The organism is Endozoicomonas sp. 8E, assembly GCF_032883915.1.
Lineage (GTDB): Bacteria > Pseudomonadota > Gammaproteobacteria > Pseudomonadales > Endozoicomonadaceae > Endozoicomonas_A.
Genome location: NZ_CP120717.1, coordinates 812,501 through 830,355, shown reverse-complemented (window position 1 = coordinate 830,355; position 17,855 = coordinate 812,501). Strand labels below are relative to the sequence as shown.

The window sequence follows — 17,855 nt, the reverse complement described above, 5'->3', positions numbered from 1 at the left end:
GTGAGTTAACCCTTAACTTCGTACGGATTAAACACTGTATAAATAATCAGCTATTCGGTCAATAGAGTACATTCAAAGACAGGGATAACAGATAGCAGATCGGAGGGTACAAACGGGGTCAAATTGCCCTTTTACAAAGGCTTCAGAGCTTCCGACAATAATCAATAAATCCGCACCACCCAGGGATGGGAGCCCACCATGAACAAAACCCTATCAAGCCATCAGCCGCACCCCAATACCCTGGCTATCTGCCAGATTCTGGCTGTCGCTATTGAACGTCGCCATATGAAGCAGCAGGAGCCGGAAAACACCGAAAGAGAGAAAGATAACTGGACTAATGCCGGAACCAGAGCCTGTATGTCTCATACGGTTCAACGACAGGAGTCCAACAATGAAGAATGAATTATCTGAACAGTCAAGTCTGGCGGCCAAGGTAGCTGCCATTCAGAAGATGTCCACCAAGGCACTGCTGGAACTCTGGCCAAAGCTCTATGGCACCAAAGCCCCCAGGCTCAATAAACGACTGCTACGACAGAGATTGGCCTTTCGGGTTCAAGAGCTGGAACTGGGCAGTCTTTCCGAGAAGCATAGGAATCGATTGCAACGGCTGCAAAAGCCATCAGCTAAAGACAAGTCGGTGCCCAAAGCCAGAGTCAATAAGCCACCCGCAGGTACCCGGATTGTTAAGGAGTATGAAGGTGAAACCCACGAGGTGATTGTCACCAGGGAAGGTTTCGAGTATCGCGGACAGATATACCGGAGCCTTTCTGGTATCGCCAAGCTGATTACTGGAAGTCACTGGTCGGGGCCGGTGTTCTTTGGACTGAAGGGGAGCAGCCATGAGCGGGGAAAAACCCATGGGCAGAAGTAAAAGCAAGATTAAGGATCTCAAGCGCTGTGCAGTCTATACCCGCAAGTCTTCGGAAGAAGGTCTGGAGCAGGAGTTCAATTCACTCCACGCCCAAAGGGAAGCGGGTGAAGCTTATATCACCTCCCAGAAACAGGAAGGCTGGATTCTGGTGCCGGACGAATACGACGATGGCGGCTTTTCTGGAGGGAACATGGAACGGCCTGCGCTTCAACGTCTCATGAAAGATGTGGAAGCCGGAAAGATTGATGTAGTGGTGGTTTATAAAGTGGATCGTCTCTCCAGGTCGCTGGCTGACTTTGCCCGGCTGGTGGAGGTGTTCGACAAGCATCAGGTGTCATTTGTCGCCGTCACCCAGCAGTTCAATACCACCAGCAGCATGGGACGACTGACGCTTAATATTCTCCTATCCTTTGCCCAGTTTGAGCGTGAGGTGACTGGCGAGCGAATCAGGGACAAGTTCCTGCTCTCCAAGAAGAAAGGCAAGTGGATGGGTGGGACGCCACCGCTGGGTTATGACGTGGTGGATCGCAAGCTGATCCCTAATGAGGGGGAAGCAGTAATTATCCGGGAGATCTTCAAGACTTTTATTGAAACCCGCTCTCAGATTGAAACCGCTGAACGGATTAATGAGATGGGCTTTCGAACCAAACGACTGCCGCGCAAGGGTGGCCAAGTCGCCGGTAGCAAAAAGTTCACTCGCACCGCCATCTACAAGCTGTTGAAGAGCCGCCTCTATAAAGGTGAGATCGGCCACAAGGGAGAATGGTATCCGGGTGAGCATAAAGCCCTTATCAAACCCGACGTCTGGGAGCAGGTCGAAACCATTCTCCAGGGCAACAGCTCGACCCGGCAGACAGACAGCCGACACCGCAACACACGTTCCTTTCTGCGGGGTTTTCTGTTCGGACCGGAGCAGGAAGCCCTGATACCCACGGCCAGCCGCAGCAAGGGCAAACTGCACCGCTACTACGTCAGCAGCACGGCCCGGAAGCATGGTCATAAACACTCACCCCTGCCTACCCTGCCAGCCAGAGAGATTGAGTTTCTGGTAGTCGAGCATCTTCGGGATTTACTCAAGCAACCGGAGATCATTTTCACCACCTGGCAGATGCTGACGGATCAGGACACGTTCAATGAAGATCAGGTTCGAGAAGCCCTGAATGATCTGTCGGACATCTGGAACCTGCTGTTCCCGGAAGAACAGCGCCGTTTAATGAAACTACTGGTCAGTCGTATAGACGTCCACCAGCAGGGCATTGAGATTCGCTTCCATCAGGAAGGGATACCCAACATTACCAATGAGTTACAAGGAGAAGTGACATGGCCATAAAAGTAACCGGCAAGGCGACCCGCACCTATCTCGAAGACGAGAACTGCATTCTGGTGCACATCCCCATCAAGTTCATCAACCGCAAGGGCAAGAGCCAGATCACCACCCCGGATGGTCGTCCGGCACTGGAAGAGGTCGATCCGGCTTTGAGGAATGCTCTGGTCAGGGCCCATCGTTGGTTGAAGGCATTGGAATCTGGCAAAGAGCAGCACCTGAAAACACTGGCTCAGAAAGAAGGGATTACCAGTGTCAGCTACGCGTCTCGAATCCTTCGACTCACCACCCTGTCGCCAGAGATTCAGGAGGCCATCATTGATGGCAGAAGTTTGGGAGGACTGACTCTGGCCGACTTTATGAAGCCCTTTCCCCTGCTCTGGTCTGAGCAGAAGAAAGCTTTGGGGATACCGGAAGATTAATTCAGGTAAATGGCCGATGCTTCAAAAGCCTCCTCTGGAGTACCCGTCTCTTGCCCTGTAACAAAGTAGCTTGGAGTATATTTTTCATTGCTGTAGGTAAAGAAAGCCATACTCCATTTATCCCCACCGAAATAACGAATCCTGCACAAGTGGGTCGGTGTAGTTCTCAGCCGTTCTATATAATCTTCCCGGCTGATGCCAAACCGTTCTTCATCAAAGCTCTCCGGGACTGAAGGTTCTGTATAAGCATCGATATAGCAGAACTGGCTTTTAAACCGAAAACCCAGCCGGGAAAACTTACCGCTATAGTGCTTATTGGCATAGCCAGTCACCCGCTGCTGAACCTGACTCTTTATTGAGTCTGGAATCTTTGTTCCCCCGTGATGTGGATCAAAATGCCAGGCACACATGATTAAAGTCTCTCAATACAAATGAAGGGAAACAGAGCATAACAAATAAAGAAATCACTTCGCCAAAGTTCGCTGATGGTTCCCTGCGCATACCGCTACAAAAGTGCAAACTAAACAACCGTTTGAATAGCCAAAAACCACCGGCAACCAACTGATTATAAAGGGGAAATCAAGTAACGTACTTCAAAGTGGCCGAAGTACGTTATTCAGAGAGGAGAGAGAAAAAACGGCCCAAAAATGGCCAAAAATCGGCTTTTTTAAGAATTTTCCAAGTACCCAGTTATAAGACATCGGAAGACTATAAAACAGACAGAGGGCAAGAAAAAACCACCCCCCAAAACGACAAAAAGCCCTATAAAAATAGGGCTTTCTGAAGATGGCGCGCTCGGTAGGATTCGAACCTACGACCGCCTGGTTCGTAGCCAGGTACTCTATCCAGCTGAGCTACGAGCGCGTAATACTAAATTGTTCACTGGCGGTGAGGGAGGGATTCGAACCCTCGATACGTTTCCGTATACACACTTTCCAGGCGTGCTCCTTCGGCCACTCGGACACCTCACCATTGTCGTCGTCCGCATCTGTTGCTGCGAACGGAGCCGTACTTTATAGCAGGACCGTCTGAAAGGCAAAGCCAAAATGCACTTTTTTCCTACTTTTAGGGCAATTACCTAACTGTTAAACGGCTAAGTCCGAACTTGCGTCTGAGAATAGCCTCAAACCATGAAACAGGCAGACATCTTTTGAGCCCGGGCAGCGCCCAACTGCCATTGCCCACTCTTAAAATGCCCTGCTGGTTTGATGACTCCAGCCATGAAGCAATCTCTGATGCTACTTTTTTGGCAGGGGTGGGCCTATCCTGAGAGGCATTCGCTCGAGCTCTGACTCCCTCTTCGATAGGAAAATACAGGGAGTCTTCAGAAAAAACCCGGTCAAGAGCTTCATTGGCATTCTCTGCAAAACGGGATTTAATCGCTCCGGGCAATACGGTCAGAACTCTTATGCCAAACGGCTGAAGCTCCATCCTCATAGCATCGGAAAAGGCGTTGAAGGCAGCTTTTGAAGCGCAGTAAAGCCCTGAGAAGGGCGTGGTAACTTCTCCTGAAACACTGCCAATATTAATGATTGTTCCTTCCTTATTAGTACACATTTTCTTGATAACTTTATTGGCTAACAACACCGGTGCAAATACATTGGTCTCAAATTGCTTCAGAAGTTCTTCTCTGGGTAATTCAGCCACTGCTCCCATTCCGCCATAGCCTGCATTATTGATCAGAACATCCAGCTTACCCTCTTCTTCCTGAATCTCTTTCAGTATCCTGCCAACCTGATTTTCATCGGTAACATCCAGCTCTGCTGTCCTGATACTTCTATCTGACAGATGTTTGATTGATTCCAGCTTTCTTGCTGTAGCCCAGACTTTATACCCCCTCTGATCCAACTCCAGGGCCAACGCCAGACCAATACCGGATGAACAGCCGGTAATCAGTACATTTTTCATTGCTTCACTCCATAAACCGGGACTTCTGGTCTATTAAACGGCTGCAGACCACAGGACACCAATCATCTCAGGCAGGTCATCTATAACAACTCGACAGTCATCATATTAACTTTTCGGCCCAATCTTGACCCGGTAAAAAATAATCAGATCCTTGGGCAGATTATTCTTTACCGGCTAAAAAAATCAGAAGCAGTGAACCCAACGTCAGCTCTTGGTGTAAGCACCGGAAGAGTATATAAGCTCGTAGCTGTGGCTGTAGATTTCCAGAATATTGCCGAACGGGTCTTCCATATAAACCATGCGATAGGGCTTTTCGTCCGGGTAGTAGTATCTTACCGGCATGCGCTGCTTACCACCTGCGGCAACGATTTTATCTGCCAGACCTTCAACATCCGGGTCCTGAACACAGAAGTGAAAGACACCGGGTTTCCAGTATTCAAAGTTATTGTCGCGCTCTTCGTAGTTCTTGAATTCGAAAAGCTCTACACCGATTCTGTCGCCTGTTGACAGGTGAGCGATACGGAATGATCCCCACTCAGGACCAAAAACATCAGTACACATGACTCCAATAGCACTATCATCTTCTACAATCTCAGTGGGCTCCATAATCAGGTACCAGCCCAGCACTTCGGTGTAGAACTTAACGGCTTTCTCCAGATCCGGCACTGAGATACCTATGTGGGAAAAGGTACGAGGGTAAACTGTATTAGACATTGAATAAACTCCATCCGTTTTTCATCAATGGCTGCAGTTTAAAAAGCTCACCAAAAAACATAAAATTATCATTTATGATATTTTTGATAATATTTTATTATGGTAAATCCCGCCTGGCTGAGAACCTTCATCACTCTGACCGAACAGGGCCACTTTACCCGAACCGCAGACCTTCTGGCTATGACCCAACCCGGAGTCAGCCAGCACATTAAAAAGCTGGAAAGTCACTATCAGACAAGTCTGATCAACCGCCAGGGCAAACACTTTGAGCTGACTCCATCCGGTGAAATGGTGTATCGCTTTGCCCTTAAAATACTTGAAGGTGAAGAAAACCTGAGGGAGACTCTGAACAAGGACGACCCCCATTCCGGCTTATGTCGTCTATCTTCACCCGGGGCTCTGGGTCTGGCTCTTTACCCGAAACTCATCAACGCCCAGAAAAAATACCCTGGCCTGAAAATATTTTTTGAGATTGCCCCGAACCACCGGATTGAATCTGAATTGCTGAACAACCATCTGGACTGTGGGTATATGAGCCAGAAGCCGGAATCCAGCAGCCTGGAAGCTGAATCTGTCATGACTGAACAAGTCTGTCTGGTCGTGCCTGCAAACTTCCAACTTCAGGAATATGAACAGTTGCAGACACTGGGCATGATTCATCACCCGGACGCAGAACATCATGCCAGCCTGCTGCTTCAGGAAAATTTTCCTGACGCCTTCAGGGGCATCTCTGACTTCCCTGCCCAAGGCTACATCAACCAGATTAACCTGATACTTGAACCGGTAGCAGCGGGACTGGGGTTTACGGTGCTGCCTGAATCAGCCGTCAGATCTTACGCTTTTCCTGAAAGAATCAAGGTTGTCACGCTGCCTCAACCTGCTTATGAAACAATCTACCGGGTTTTTAAAAAGCACCGGCTACTCCCTTCCAGATTCCAGTTTATCCAGGAAACGCTTTTTTCGAATCCAGTGTCGATGCAGAAAACCGATAAACAGTTTTATCAAACTTCATCACCCTGAATAGATTGCTGATCAGACTCGATGACTATATCGCTTCCCAGGTCAGCTGTTTCCAGCGTCTGTCTGGGCAACTCTTTTTTAACACGCACCCCCAGGGTTAAGAACTGATCCGCCTGAGATATCAGATTCCCCCGACCATGCTTCAAGGTTCCCATAGCGTCATCATAAGTGCTTCTGGCACTGGTCAATTGTTGATCCAGCTTTTCCATCTTTTCAACAAAAACACGAAGCTTGTCGTACACCTGACGAGCCTTGTCAGCCAGTTTTCGGGCATTGGCATTCTGTCTTTCTATCGTCCAGAGGTTAGACACTGTCCTGAGCGTGGCCAGCAGCGTGGTGGGTGTCACAACCACAATACGCTTCTCAAAAGCCTCATTGAATAGTTGTTGGTCATGCTGGAAGGCCACCATGAATGCGGGTTCAACAGGCATGAACATAAAGACGAAGTCAGGAGCTTTAACCTCTGGCAGCGAGGGATAATCTTTTTCGTTAAGACTTCGGATGTGATTCCGGATACTTTGTATATGTCGCTTCAGTGCAGCTTCACGCTCAGCATCGGTTTCGGCATTGACATAACTCAGGTAGTCCACCAGCGAAACTTTGGAGTCAATGATCAGATGCTTTTGTTCCGGTAGATAGACGATAAAGTCAGGCCGCTTGTTCTGGCCTTCTTCATCCTTGAAATTGGCTTCCCGCTCGTACTCCTGCCCTTTAATCAGGCCACTGCTTTCCAGAATCTTTTCTACCTGTAATTCCCCCCAGTTACCCTGCAACTTTTTGTCACCTTTAAGGGCTCTGGCAAGGTTGCCTGCTTCATCGGTGATCTTCTGGTTCAGATTATGCAGGGTCTCCAGCTGTTGTTTGAGTGCAGCGCGACCTTCGTTATCCGCTTTTCTGGCTTCTTCGACCTTGTTTCGAAACTCACCCAGTTGTTCTTTAAAAGGTTTTAGCAGGTTTTCCAGACCTGCCTGATGCTGCTGTGAAACTGATTGACTCTTGGCTTCCAGAATCTCGTTAGCCAGATTGCCAAATTCTTCCTTGAGTGCCTGTTTATTGTCTTCGAGCTGCCGCAATGACTTTTCATTTTGCAACTGCTGCTCCTCCAACCTGACCTTCAGCTCCCGAACCTGCTTTTCCGCACTGAACCGAGCCTCCTGATCATCCTGCTGTTTAAGGAGGCCTTTCCTGAGCAGCTCTTCCTTTTCTTCAACTCTTCGCTTTTCATTACTCAAGAGAGTTTCCAGCTTTCCTTTTATAATGTGCAGGTCACGATTGTCCTGTTGCAGCCTGTCTCTCACACTGAAATGCTGATCCTGCTCTGCGACAAGTTCAGAAATTCTGTGACCCTGCTGCTGCATTTGTGCAGTCAGCTTTGCCAATCCGGCAGACGCTCTCTGTCTGGCAAACAGCCAGGATAATCCGGAACAGATCAGAACCAAAAGAATGGTCACAGCCATTTCACTTACAGACATGCACGCTCTCTCATCAGCACAGGTTAGATAATTACTGGTGAACATTACGGTATTTTTACTGAAATCAACAGCGCAGCACTGTTGCCTATCCCTGCCGCTTTTGTGCTTAGAAACATGCTTTCTGCCATACTTCGTTACACATTAACCCGGACTTCACCTTATGAGTAAAGAGATTGAAGCAGTCAGCCAATGGCTTAAAGAGGTAGTGATCGGCCTGGATCTCTGCCCCTTTGCGGCCTGGCCAGAGCAGCACAACCAGATTCGTATCACTCTCTCAAGGGATACCTCGGAAGAAGCCCTGCTGGAGACGTTGCAGTCTGAACTGACGCTGGCTGCCGAAACACCAGCCAGTGAACTGGAAACCACCCTGATTGTCATTCCGGACATGCTTCAGGATTTTGATGACTACAACCAGTTTCTACATCATGTGGACGCCCTGCTTCGCGGCTTCCACTGGGAAGGTCAGTTCCAGGTAGCCAGTTTTCATCCAAACTATTGCTTTGCCGGCACCGACCCGGAAGATGATGAGAACCTGACCAACCGTTCGCCCTACCCTCTTCTGCATATTATCCGGGAAGACAGTCTTGAAAAGGCTCTGGCCAGCCACCCGGATCCCGATGGTATTCCCGATAGAAATATCAGACAGATGAATAACCTGACAGCCGATGAGAAATTAAAGTTGTTTCCTTATCTCTTTGCTCGCAAAACTTGCTCTTAAACTTGCTTCTAAAAAGAATACCGAGAGATAAGATAACTGGAAAAGTTTTTGAGTCTCTCGGGTCTCACCTGTTCGTGCCCGATGGAGGCTGCTGATTTAATACTGGATGAAAAACAAGGTGTCGCTGATTAATTCGGGGGTTTTCCAGAACCGTCCTGGCTGAATAAGGTTTTGGCCAGTCAATGACTAACCGATCTACCTTTTCTAATTGTTTTAATCCAAAGTGCTGCTGCCTGGGATTAGTAGAAACGAAGTTATTTTCAAAACGGACTTCACGGAACTGTGTCCCATCCTGGCTATACAGCCTTATTTTAGCCCCAAGCGCTTCCGTATTACCGGGAGGGCCGATGAGTCGCACAGAAAGCCAGTGATGATTGTCCGGATTTGAATTGACAAAAAAATCGGGAGAACCTTCCCAGTTACTCACTACGATATCAATATCGCCATCCTGCTGGTAATCAAAACAACTGATTCCCCTGCCATCCATAGCCTTTTCAAGCCCGGCTTCCAGAGCCTGCTCTTTAAAGGTCATCTCACCCAAATTAATAAACAGTCGTGCTCTGGATTGCTGAAACTCACTGTGGTTATTCAAAATTTGCGTGGCCAGTGTCTTATAATCTTGGCTGGGATAGGTCGCTGTTTCCGGAATATTACCGTAACCAGTGGCATGAAAGATATCCAACAGACCATCATTATTAAAATCCGCCGCACAGCTTCCCCAGCCCCAACCGCCTTCGCGAAGGCCGGAATTTTCCGTGACATTCCGGAATTGATAGTCACCTTCATTCTGATACAAGCGGTTGCCCGTATAACTGCTGCTTTGACTAAGGCTGAAAATACTGCTTTCAAACCAGTCCAGATCGCCATCATTATCAAAATCCGCAATCGCTGCTCCCATACCAAAACTACCATGGATCTCCCTGATATCGGTAACATCCTGCAACTCAGTGCCGGTATTCTTCCAAAGCTGCGTGGTAAAAAAGTCGGCTGTCATCAGAATATCAGAAATACCATCCTGATTAACGTCAGCAAAATTAGGGGTAAAGGTAAAGTCGTCCCCACCGAATACTGGCGCTTCATGTTTCTGATGAATCAGACCATCATTTAAAGTAACCGGCCCATAACTTTCTCTTAATTCAGGAACTTTAGAATCAGCGGGCTGCATCTGACGATAACCAGAATTGCGCCATATTTGCGGCTGCCTGACCGACTTGTAAGTGCGCCAGAATGCCATCACGGCATCCAGATCACCATCCTGATCCAGATCACCAAAACTGGCATTCAGTGTCGGTCCCGAGACATCAGAAAAGACCAGAGACTCAGGGGCTCGAGTAAAATCATAAACCACCTGTGGATAAAATCGTCCATCATTACCCAGGAAAAGATCCGGCTGGTAATCGCCATCAAGATCCCCTACCAATGGAGTAATCACACCCTTAAGCTCTGCCCCCTTCAAAAGAATGTTTTGCTGCTTGAACTGGCCATCGGACTGCTGGTAATAAACCCAAACTCTATTATCGTTATCAGCGAAGACCAGATCATCCAGACAGTCTCGATTCAAATCTGCGGCGCTCACTCCTCCCCAGTTAATCACATCCATGATCCATCCAGGCTTTATCAGACCGACTTTGCGCCTGTGGTCAATGCCCTTTTTAGCACCTGCTTCTCTGAACCAGAGTCTGTTCTGATTAGTTTTTGCTACCGGGATAACCGCCGGAATGGCAACACACTTCTCAAACGACGGAGTACGAATTTCCATTTTATCAACGGTCTGTCTGGGTACAGCTGATAACTTTTCTGCTGAAGACTCTTCTAAAGAAACTGGCCTGGTAAAAGGCGTCACGATCGGCTGATCATCAATAAAAACCTGAAAGCAGGACTCATCGAGCAAACAGGGGTCCGTCAGCGTCTCCAGGAAGGCTGATAGTTGATCTACTTGGTGATCGGAGAGCGCTTCGGGTAAAAGCTTCTGAAAGGGAGATTGCGCTGCTTTTTCCCGAATCGTCGTCAATGAACGCTTCATATAAGCGACATCACTCCTATTACTGTCACCCTTATTGCTGTCAGACAGGCTCTTTTCAGGCTTGTTTCTGATATGAGCTTTAATGGCTTCAGAAAGGGTCGCTGCACTGCCGTTGTGAAAATAAGGAGCTGTCCGTGAAATATTCAAAAGGCTCGGCGTCCTGAATGAAAAAGTGTCAGTGTCAGGTTCGATATTGCTTCTACCGTAGTCCAATCCCCTGCCATTCACCCCGGGACCTGAAGGTTCTATGCCAAGATTGTAGAATTGTTCATCCGAGAAATGACTCCCTGAATGACAGCCTGAACAACCAGCCCCCCCCTCACTGACCGCTGTGAAAAACAGTCGGGCACCCTTCATTTCAGATTCTGACAGCTTATTTTTATTATTGAGGAATCCAAAGAAGCGGTTTTCAATCAATACCAAGTCTGCCTGAAAAGCCGCCAGAGCCTTTGTCAATGTGTCAATTTGAACCACCGCTTCACAGGAAACATTGGTGTCTTGCGGAGAAAAAACGCTTTTGAATTGTCTGCACCACTCATCACTTGAAGCCAGCCGACTCACAATGAGCTGATGTATCTCCAGGTTATTATGACTGGCATCGGACAGCCCCTTCATTTCAAAAGGTGACACCATCGGCAGCCTGGCCTGAGCCTGGAGCAGGCTACGGGTCTGATAACGACTGGTGGGAAGTTCGGAATAACCGCCACCGACTTTTATCTTTCGACTGGAAACGTCAGAATCCACATATTGGACCCTACCGTCCCAGAACAGATTCTTTCGATAAAGAGAGACATTGAAAACCGTAGGAGAATTACGTGGAATCAAATGACGAACATAGTCGTCCGGGCTGAGCTTAATTAATTGATCCAATCTCGGCTGCCCGGTCAGAAAAGGATCATCAACGGTCACTCCAACGGGCAGAGCCAGACTGTCTGCTCCACCCAGCCTCGGGTGATGACAGGTCGAGCAAGCCACTTTGCCATCGAGGCTAAGATCGGGGCTGAAGAAAAGTTTTTTACCAAGTTGACTGAGGTCTGAATGAATCCCGGGCCCTTCAATATCCGCAGTGGGTCTGTCTGATAGCTGATAAGTTTTAAGCCAGTCTTTGAGTTCCTCGCCAGGTTGATGATCTTGAGCACCGAGTACGCTTACTGATCCCAATATCAGCGTCAACATGCATCCCTGTCGCACCGTAGCCTTCCCTGAGCTGTTTTAAATCGACTCCTTCAAAGATACTGGAACGGGCGAAGAAATATAACCCGCCAGCCATTTAATAGATTAAAACTATTAGCAGCATTTGAATGATTAATTATACCAATAAACCAGATCAGCATATTCTTTCCATGTCGCCACCGAAAACGGCTGACTAAAAAACACAATGACTACCCGCAAGAAGGAATGAACCATGTCCCTCATTAATACTCAAATCAAGCCGTTCAAAGCCACTGCTTTTCATAATGGCGACTTCATTGAAGTAACCGAAGAGAGCCTGAAAGGCAAGTGGTCTGTTGTCTTCTTCTACCCGGCAGACTTTACCTTCGTTTGCCCCACTGAACTGGGCGACCTGGCCGACCACTACGAACAGCTTCAAGCTATGGGTGTTGAAGTCTACTCCGTCTCCACAGACACCCACTTCACTCACAAAGCGTGGCACGACAGCTCTGAGACCATCAACAAGATCAAATACCCAATGATCGGCGACCCGACAGGTCAGATCACCCGTAACTTTGAAGTCATGATCGAAGAAGAAGGTCTGGCTCTGCGGGGCACCTTTGTCATGAACCCTGAAGGTGAAATCAAAGTCGTTGAAACCAACGATTCAGGTATTGGCCGTAACGCTGGAGATCTGGTTCGCAAGATTCAGGCGGCTCAGTTCATCGCAGAGAACCCAGGTCAGGTATGCCCGGCTGCATGGCAACCAGGTGAAGAAACACTGGCACCTTCTCTGGACCTGGTCGGCAAAATCTAAAGCGCCCGGGCTCCCTGCCATCAGTCAACAGCGGGGAGCCTGAACCAAATCAAAACGATCAAGCGAGTCAATCATGTTAGATGCAAATATCAAAAAGCAATTGGAAGCTTACTTTCAGAACCTGAAAACGCCTGTTGAGATCGCTGTGTCTCTTGATGACTCTGCGAAATCACAGGAAATGGCCTCACTGGCTAAGGACCTTGAATCACTCTCCAGTCAGATCACGTTAAGTAAAAACGACAACGATCTGGTAAGAAAACCTTCCATGGCCATTCAAGGCCAGGACAATCGCCCTGCAATCCGCTTTGCCGGGCTGCCAATGGGCCACGAATTTAACTCATTGATACTGGCCATTCTCCAGAGTGGCGGTCATCCAGCCAAGCTGGAAGCTGACTTGCTCGAGCAGATCAAACAATTGGAAGGCGAGTTCAATTTTGAAACCTATATCTCCCTCTCCTGCCAGAACTGCCCTGAGGTCGTGCAGGCTCTGAACCTGATGGCTGTTCTGAATCCTGGTATCCGACACACCATGATCGACGGAGCCTTGTTTCAGGATGAGGTGGATGAAAAACAGATCATGGCCGTACCTGCCGTCTTTGTTAACGGCGAGCCATTTGGTCATGGTCGTATGAGTACCGCCGAAATCGTCGCCAAACTGGACGTGAACGCTGAAAAACGTGCAGCAGAGGCCATCAACAATAAAGACCCTTATGACCTGCTGATTGTCGGTGCCGGTCCTGCTGGTGCGGCCGCCGCTATCTATGCCGCTCGCAAAGGCATTCGTACCGGTCTGGTGGCCGATCGCTTTGGCGGGCAGGTTATGGATACCATGGCCATTGAAAACTTCATCTCCGTTAAGGAAACAGAAGGTCCAAAACTGGTGGCCAATCTGGAGCAGCACGTTCTTGACTACGATGTAGATGTTATGAGTAACCAGCGCGCCAGCGCCCTGATTGAAAACAACCGCAGTGCCGGAGAACTGGTTGAAATCCAACTGGAAAGTGGCGCCAGCCTGAAAAGTAAAACGGTACTGATAGCAACCGGTGCCCGCTGGAGAGAGATGAATGTGCCGGGCGAGCGGGAATACCGAGGGAAAGGAGTGGCCTACTGCCCTCACTGTGACGGGCCTCTCTTTAAGGGCAAACGTGTTGCGGTGATTGGCGGTGGTAACTCAGGTGTTGAAGCGGCTATTGATCTGGCAGGCATTGTTGCCCAGGTCACTTTGATTGAGTTTGACAGCCAGTTAAGAGCTGACGAAGTACTCCAGCGCAAACTGCGCTCTCTAAAAAATGTCACTATCATTACCAGCGCACTGACGACAGAAGTACTGGGCGACGGTAATAAAGTAAATGGCCTGACTTATAAAGACCGTAATACTGACGACGAAATCAGTTTAGAACTGGAAGGTATTTTTGTTCAGATTGGTCTGGTACCGAATACCGAATTCCTCAAAGGCGCAATGGAATTAACCCCACGCGGCGAAATTGTTGTTGATAGCCGCGGCGAAACCTCGATTCCAGGTATTTTTGCGGCCGGGGATGTGACAACCGCACCTTACAAGCAAATTATTATTGCTATGGGCAGCGGCGCCAACGCCTCACTGGGTGCTTTTGATTACCTGATCAGAAACAGTTTTGAAGGCGATACTGCTGTGGCCGCCTGATTGACTAAGGATTAATCCATCCAATCATTTTTCGCCAGGTCAGGCTTAAGTCTGACCGCCAACCTGAGGCTTCCTGATCTGGCATCTTGACCTTCTTTAATTATATGCCCATCACCTCTGATGTATAAGGCTGCTCTCAGGAAGCGCTGATGCCTCCTAACAGTAAATATTTCATTTCCAGATACTCGTCCAGACCGTACTTTGATCCTTCCCGACCAATACCTGACTCCTTGATGCCTCCGAACGGAGCTACCTCTGTGGATAACACTCCCTCATTGACAGCCACCATACCGTACTCCAGTGCCTCGGCTACTCTTAATACACGACTAATGTCATTAGCATAAAAGTACGCAGCCAAACCATATTGAGTATCGTTAGCCATTTTGACCACATCCTCTTCGTACTGAAACCGGAAGACTGGGGCTATGGGGCCAAATACCTCTTCCTTATAGCACTTCATCTCTATGGAAGCATCCGTGAGAACAGTCGGCTCATAGAACAGACCACCAAGGTTATGAGGGCGGCCACCTGTGAGCAATCGAGCCTTTTTGGCCAAGGCATCATCGACAATACTCCTGATCTTCAGCAGTGCAGCCTCGTTGATTAATGGCCCCAGATCGAAGTCTCCGTCCGTTGCGGAACCTACTGTAAGTCTGGAGACTGCCCCGGAAAACTTTTCAACGAACTCGTCATAGATACCGTCCTGAACAAACAGACGATTCATACAAACACAGGTCTGGCCTGAATTTCGATACTTGGAAGCTATGGCGCCCTGAACCGCCTGATCAATATTGGCATCATCAAAAACGATGAAAGGTGCATTACCACCTAGCTCCAGCGAGATTTTTTTAACCGAGTCAGCGCATTGTTTCATCAACAACTTGCCAACAGCGGTCGAGCCAGTAAACGACAATTTTCTTATTGTAGAACTGCTTGTCAATTCGCTACCGATTGCTTTGGCATCTCTCGTGACAACATTAATGACACCTGCTGGAATACCTGCACGCTCTGCCAGTTCTGCCAGGGCAAAAGCCGAGAGCGGCGTCAGTTCCGAAGGCTTGATAATAATGGTACAGCCTGCCGCCAGAGCCGGAGCCACTTTTCGGGTGATCATGGCATTAGGGAAGTTCCAGGGCGTTATGGCTGCGACCACACCGACTGGTTCCCGGGTGACCATAATTCTCTGACTGCTTTTGGTCGCAGGAATCAGATCACCATAAGCTCGTTTAGCTTCTTCGGCGTACCATTCTACGTAAGAAGCCCCATACGCCACTTCACCTCTGGATTCTGACAGCGGTTTACCCTGTTCTGCGGTCATCAGTATGGCCAGATCTTCCTGATTATCCAGAATCAATTGGTACCACTTGCGGAGCAAACCCGAACGCTCTGCTGCAGTTTTTGCTCGCCATTCAATAAAAGCATTTTCTGCAGCCTTGATTGCACTTTGAACATCTGAAGCGCTCAGCATGGGAATGCGGGCAATCACCTTGCCTGTAGCCGGGTTATTAACAGGAAGCGTATCCCTGGCGCTGATCCAATTTCCATTAATGTAGGCCTGCTGTTTAAAAAGACCAGAGTCGTTCAGGTTCATGGCTAACTCCTCGAAAGTGAATCGTGCATCTAAGCACTGATATACAGACACGATCTTGATTGGGCGCTCTGGTTATCCTTTCAGAGACCGGGATCTCAGCAACTCAGACATGGATGGTCTGTTTGAGCGAAAAGGATAGCCAGACAATCCGGTTTGTTGTTTGGATAGTTAGGCTTAGCTGTACTAAAACAGATACTGAATGGCAACCCAAACTTCTCTTCCGGGCTCATTGACTTGCTTTGAATCGGAATAGAATGAATCATGGCTGGCAAGGTTCACATGCTGATAAGAAGGCTTATCAGGCGTTTCTGGGATAATCACCCACTGAGATCCCGGGCTTCTTGTCCGGGACTCAATTTCTCTTGGGAACAAAGCATTGGATAAACAAAAAACCCAGTCAATCTCTCAACTGGGGTTCTGCTTTATTCAATACCTGGCGATGACTTACTCTCACACGGGGAAGCCCCACACTACCGAGGGTGTCGCAAAACTCCAACAGCTCGTTCCCATGCTCTGAGGTCGTCATTCCCGCGAAGGCGGGAATCCAGCGCCAACGGTGGTTCTCTGCCTTCTTGAGGATGACAAGGCCAGGGGGGCACCGGGCAGTATGGTTCTGGTGGTGAGTCAGTGTGGATTCCCGCCTTCGCGGGAATGACGAGAATGAAGTCGGGAATGACGGGAGTTAACTCGTTCCCACGCTGGAGAGAGTTTTGCGACACCCTCTACCATCGGTGGGGACCGCCCAGGTGGGACCGCCCAGGTGGGGCCGCCCAGGTATGTGTCGTTTCACTTCTGTTCAGCCGCACTTCTTTGCCCACAAAACAAAAACCCCAGTTGATCTCTCAACTGGGGTTTTGCTTTATTCAATGCCTGGCGATGACCTACTCTCACATGGGGAAGCCCCACACTACCATCGGCGATGTGTCGTTTCACTTCCGAGTTCGGGATGGGATCGGGTGGTTCCAACACTCTATGGTCACCAGGCAAAACTGGTCGAACCTTGCTTTTGAGCTGGAAGCCTGAAGCTGGAAGCTTGAAGCTGTTTGTCGCAAGCAGAAGGCTCTGGAATCCAAATATCTTTTTAAGCTGTGTTGTTTATTCTTGCTCAACACTCTCGTTCACTGTGTACGGCTTCAAGCTTACAGCTTCAGGCTTCCAGCTTCTTTCAGCTGGCCGCTGCGCTGCACAAATCGCTTTGGCGTTATATGGTCAAGCCTCTCGAGTCATTAGTACGGGTTAGCTCAACGCCTCACAACGCTTACACATCCCGCCTATCAACGTCGTCGTCTTCAACGTCTCTTATGGGCCTTGCGGCCAGGGAAGTCTCATCTTGAAGGGGGCTTCCCGCTTAGATGCTTTCAGCGGTTATCCCGTCCGAACTTAGCTACCGGGCAATGCGTCTGGCGACACAACCCGAACACCAGTGGTTCGTCCACTCCGGTCCTCTCGTACTAGGAGCAGCTCTCCTCAAACTTCCAACGTCCACGGCAGATAGGGACCGAACTGTCTCACGACGTTCTAAACCCAGCTCGCGTACCACTTTAAATGGCGAACAGCCATACCCTTGGGACCGGCTTCAGCCCCAGGATGTGATGAGCCGACATCGAGGTGCCAAACACCGCCGTCGATGTGAACTCTTGGGCGGTATCAGCCTGTTATCCCCGGAGTACCTTTTATCCGTTGAGCGATGGCCCTTCCATTCAGAACCACCGGATCACTATGACCTACTTTCGTACCTGCTCGAGATGTACCTCTCGCAGTCAAGCTGGCTTGTACCATTACACTAACCGCACGATGTCCGACCGTGCTTAGCCAACCTTCGTGCTCCTCCGTTACTCTTTGGGAGGAGACCGCCCCAGTCAAACTACCCACCACACAATGTCCCCGATCCTGATAAAGGACCTGGGTTAGAACCTCAATATTGCCAGGGTGGTATTTCAAGGTTGGCTCCATGCAAACTGGCGTTCACACTTCCAAGCCTCCCACCTATCCTACACAAGCAACATCAAGATCCACTGTGAAGCTGTAGTAAAGGTTCACGGGGTCTTTCCGTCTAGCCGCGGATACACTGCATCTTAACAGCGATTTCAATTTCACTGAGTCTTGGGTGGAGACAGCGTGGCCATCGTTACGCCATTCGTGCAGGTCGGAACTTACCCG

At 49.0% G+C, this 17,855-nt stretch carries 15 protein-coding genes, 2 tRNA genes and 2 rRNA genes (1 of these 19 cut by a window edge); 8 read left to right on the top strand and 11 right to left on the bottom strand.

The window, feature by feature from the left end; translation table 11 throughout:
• Positions 1-198: 198 nt before the first annotated feature.
• The 4 genes from P6910_RS03455 to P6910_RS03440 are packed head-to-tail and all read left to right on the top strand — an operon-like array spanning position 199 to position 2,617.
• Positions 199-402 carry a hypothetical protein gene (locus tag P6910_RS03455; RefSeq protein ID WP_317144890.1) on the top strand — a complete coding sequence of 68 codons (204 nt, stop codon included), beginning with the start codon at positions 199-201 and terminating at the stop codon, positions 400-402.
• Entirely contained in the window at positions 392-871 is a 480-nt protein-coding gene (locus tag P6910_RS03450; protein WP_317144889.1) for a DUF2924 domain-containing protein, read from the top strand. Before P6910_RS03455 ends, P6910_RS03450 begins: the two co-directional genes overlap by 11 nt.
• On the top strand, positions 858-2,201 hold the full coding sequence (locus tag P6910_RS03445; RefSeq protein ID WP_317144888.1) for a recombinase family protein: 1,344 nt from the start codon (positions 858-860) through the stop codon (positions 2,199-2,201). The genes P6910_RS03450 and P6910_RS03445 overlap by 14 nt, the downstream gene beginning before the upstream one ends.
• Positions 2,192-2,617, top strand: coding sequence for a LacI family transcriptional regulator (locus tag P6910_RS03440; protein ID WP_317144887.1), 426 nt, complete (start codon positions 2,192-2,194; stop codon positions 2,615-2,617). The genes P6910_RS03445 and P6910_RS03440 overlap by 10 nt, the downstream gene beginning before the upstream one ends.
• Here the strand turns inward: P6910_RS03440 and P6910_RS03435 are convergent.
• The 5 genes from P6910_RS03435 to P6910_RS03415 all read right to left on the bottom strand — a co-directional run bounded on the left by P6910_RS03435 (position 2,614) and on the right by P6910_RS03415 (position 5,239).
• Positions 2,614-3,027: a hypothetical protein gene (locus tag P6910_RS03435; RefSeq protein WP_317144886.1), complete on the bottom strand. Its 414-nt coding sequence runs from the start codon at positions 3,025-3,027 to the stop codon at positions 2,614-2,616. The two genes, P6910_RS03440 and P6910_RS03435, sit on opposite strands and share 4 nt — an antisense overlap.
• 377 nt (positions 3,028-3,404) lie before the next feature.
• Positions 3,405-3,481, bottom strand: a tRNA-Arg gene (locus P6910_RS03430).
• 19 nt (positions 3,482-3,500) lie between these two features.
• Positions 3,501-3,588, bottom strand: a tRNA-Ser gene (locus P6910_RS03425).
• 103 nt (positions 3,589-3,691) lie between these two features.
• Entirely contained in the window at positions 3,692-4,525 is an 834-nt protein-coding gene (locus P6910_RS03420) for an SDR family oxidoreductase (RefSeq protein ID WP_317144885.1), read from the bottom strand.
• Positions 4,526-4,729: 204 nt separating this feature from the next.
• Entirely contained in the window at positions 4,730-5,239 is a 510-nt protein-coding gene (locus P6910_RS03415) for a lactoylglutathione lyase family protein (RefSeq protein ID WP_317144884.1), read from the bottom strand.
• Positions 5,240-5,338: 99 nt separating this feature from the next.
• Here P6910_RS03415 and P6910_RS03410 point away from each other — a divergent pair, with 99 nt between their 5' ends.
• A complete protein-coding gene (locus P6910_RS03410) occupies positions 5,339-6,259 on the top strand; it encodes a LysR family transcriptional regulator (protein WP_317144883.1) in 921 nt (306 codons plus the stop codon).
• Here P6910_RS03410 and rmuC read toward each other — a convergent pair.
• The gene (gene rmuC, locus P6910_RS03405; RefSeq protein WP_317144882.1) at positions 6,241-7,731 is read right to left on the bottom strand and encodes a DNA recombination protein RmuC; all 1,491 of its coding nucleotides are present in this window, start codon (positions 7,729-7,731) and stop codon (positions 6,241-6,243) included. The two genes, P6910_RS03410 and rmuC, sit on opposite strands and share 19 nt — an antisense overlap.
• A gap of 160 nt (positions 7,732-7,891) precedes the next feature.
• On the opposite strand from rmuC, the gene P6910_RS03400 reads away from it, so the two are divergent.
• The gene (locus P6910_RS03400) at positions 7,892-8,449 is read left to right on the top strand and encodes a DUF1415 domain-containing protein (RefSeq protein ID WP_317144881.1); all 558 of its coding nucleotides are present in this window, start codon (positions 7,892-7,894) and stop codon (positions 8,447-8,449) included.
• A 64-nt stretch (positions 8,450-8,513) separates the two neighbouring features.
• Here P6910_RS03400 and P6910_RS03395 read toward each other — a convergent pair whose 3' ends face one another.
• Complete coding sequence (locus P6910_RS03395) at positions 8,514-11,648, bottom strand: cytochrome c peroxidase (RefSeq protein ID WP_317144880.1); 3,135 nt, start codon at positions 11,646-11,648, stop codon at positions 8,514-8,516.
• A gap of 229 nt (positions 11,649-11,877) precedes the next feature.
• Here P6910_RS03395 and ahpC point away from each other — a divergent pair, with 229 nt between their 5' ends.
• Both ahpC and ahpF read left to right on the top strand, forming a co-directional pair.
• A complete protein-coding gene (ahpC, locus tag P6910_RS03390) occupies positions 11,878-12,441 on the top strand; it encodes an alkyl hydroperoxide reductase subunit C (RefSeq protein WP_317144879.1) in 564 nt (187 codons plus the stop codon).
• A gap of 73 nt (positions 12,442-12,514) precedes the next feature.
• Complete coding sequence (gene ahpF, locus P6910_RS03385) at positions 12,515-14,104, top strand: alkyl hydroperoxide reductase subunit F (protein WP_317144878.1); 1,590 nt, start codon at positions 12,515-12,517, stop codon at positions 14,102-14,104.
• 136 nt (positions 14,105-14,240) lie between these two features.
• Here ahpF and P6910_RS03380 read toward each other — a convergent pair whose 3' ends face one another.
• From P6910_RS03380 to P6910_RS03365, 4 genes are all read right to left on the bottom strand, one after another.
• On the bottom strand, positions 14,241-15,695 hold the full coding sequence (locus tag P6910_RS03380; RefSeq protein WP_317144877.1) for an NAD-dependent succinate-semialdehyde dehydrogenase: 1,455 nt from the start codon (positions 15,693-15,695) through the stop codon (positions 14,241-14,243).
• 470 nt (positions 15,696-16,165) lie between these two features.
• A complete protein-coding gene (locus tag P6910_RS03375) occupies positions 16,166-16,414 on the bottom strand; it encodes a hypothetical protein (RefSeq protein WP_317144876.1) in 249 nt (82 codons plus the stop codon).
• Positions 16,415-16,563: 149 nt separating this feature from the next.
• A 5S ribosomal RNA gene (gene rrf, locus P6910_RS03370) occupies positions 16,564-16,679 on the bottom strand.
• A gap of 221 nt (positions 16,680-16,900) precedes the next feature.
• Positions 16,901-17,855: ribosomal RNA gene (locus P6910_RS03365) — 23S ribosomal RNA — on the bottom strand; it runs 2,000 nt beyond the window's last position.

Coding starts and splice junctions, on each gene's coding strand:
- P6910_RS03410 (WP_317144883.1), top strand. CDS start 5,339: ATGGTAAATCCCGCCTGGCTGAGAACCTTCATCACTCTGACCGAACAG.
- P6910_RS03450 (WP_317144889.1), top strand. CDS start 392: ATGAAGAATGAATTATCTGAACAGTCAAGTCTGGCGGCCAAGGTAGCT.
- P6910_RS03455 (WP_317144890.1), top strand. CDS start 199: ATGAACAAAACCCTATCAAGCCATCAGCCGCACCCCAATACCCTGGCT.
- P6910_RS03420 (WP_317144885.1), bottom strand. CDS start 4,525: ATGAAAAATGTACTGATTACCGGCTGTTCATCCGGTATTGGTCTGGCG.
- P6910_RS03445 (WP_317144888.1), top strand. CDS start 858: ATGGGCAGAAGTAAAAGCAAGATTAAGGATCTCAAGCGCTGTGCAGTC.
- P6910_RS03380 (WP_317144877.1), bottom strand. CDS start 15,695: ATGAACCTGAACGACTCTGGTCTTTTTAAACAGCAGGCCTACATTAAT.
- P6910_RS03400 (WP_317144881.1), top strand. CDS start 7,892: ATGAGTAAAGAGATTGAAGCAGTCAGCCAATGGCTTAAAGAGGTAGTG.
- P6910_RS03415 (WP_317144884.1), bottom strand. CDS start 5,239: ATGTCTAATACAGTTTACCCTCGTACCTTTTCCCACATAGGTATCTCA.
- ahpC (WP_317144879.1), top strand. CDS start 11,878: ATGTCCCTCATTAATACTCAAATCAAGCCGTTCAAAGCCACTGCTTTT.
- rmuC (WP_317144882.1), bottom strand. CDS start 7,731: ATGTCTGTAAGTGAAATGGCTGTGACCATTCTTTTGGTTCTGATCTGT.
- P6910_RS03395 (WP_317144880.1), bottom strand. CDS start 11,648: ATGTTGACGCTGATATTGGGATCAGTAAGCGTACTCGGTGCTCAAGAT.
- P6910_RS03440 (WP_317144887.1), top strand. CDS start 2,192: ATGGCCATAAAAGTAACCGGCAAGGCGACCCGCACCTATCTCGAAGAC.
- ahpF (WP_317144878.1), top strand. CDS start 12,515: ATGTTAGATGCAAATATCAAAAAGCAATTGGAAGCTTACTTTCAGAAC.
- P6910_RS03435 (WP_317144886.1), bottom strand. CDS start 3,027: ATGTGTGCCTGGCATTTTGATCCACATCACGGGGGAACAAAGATTCCA.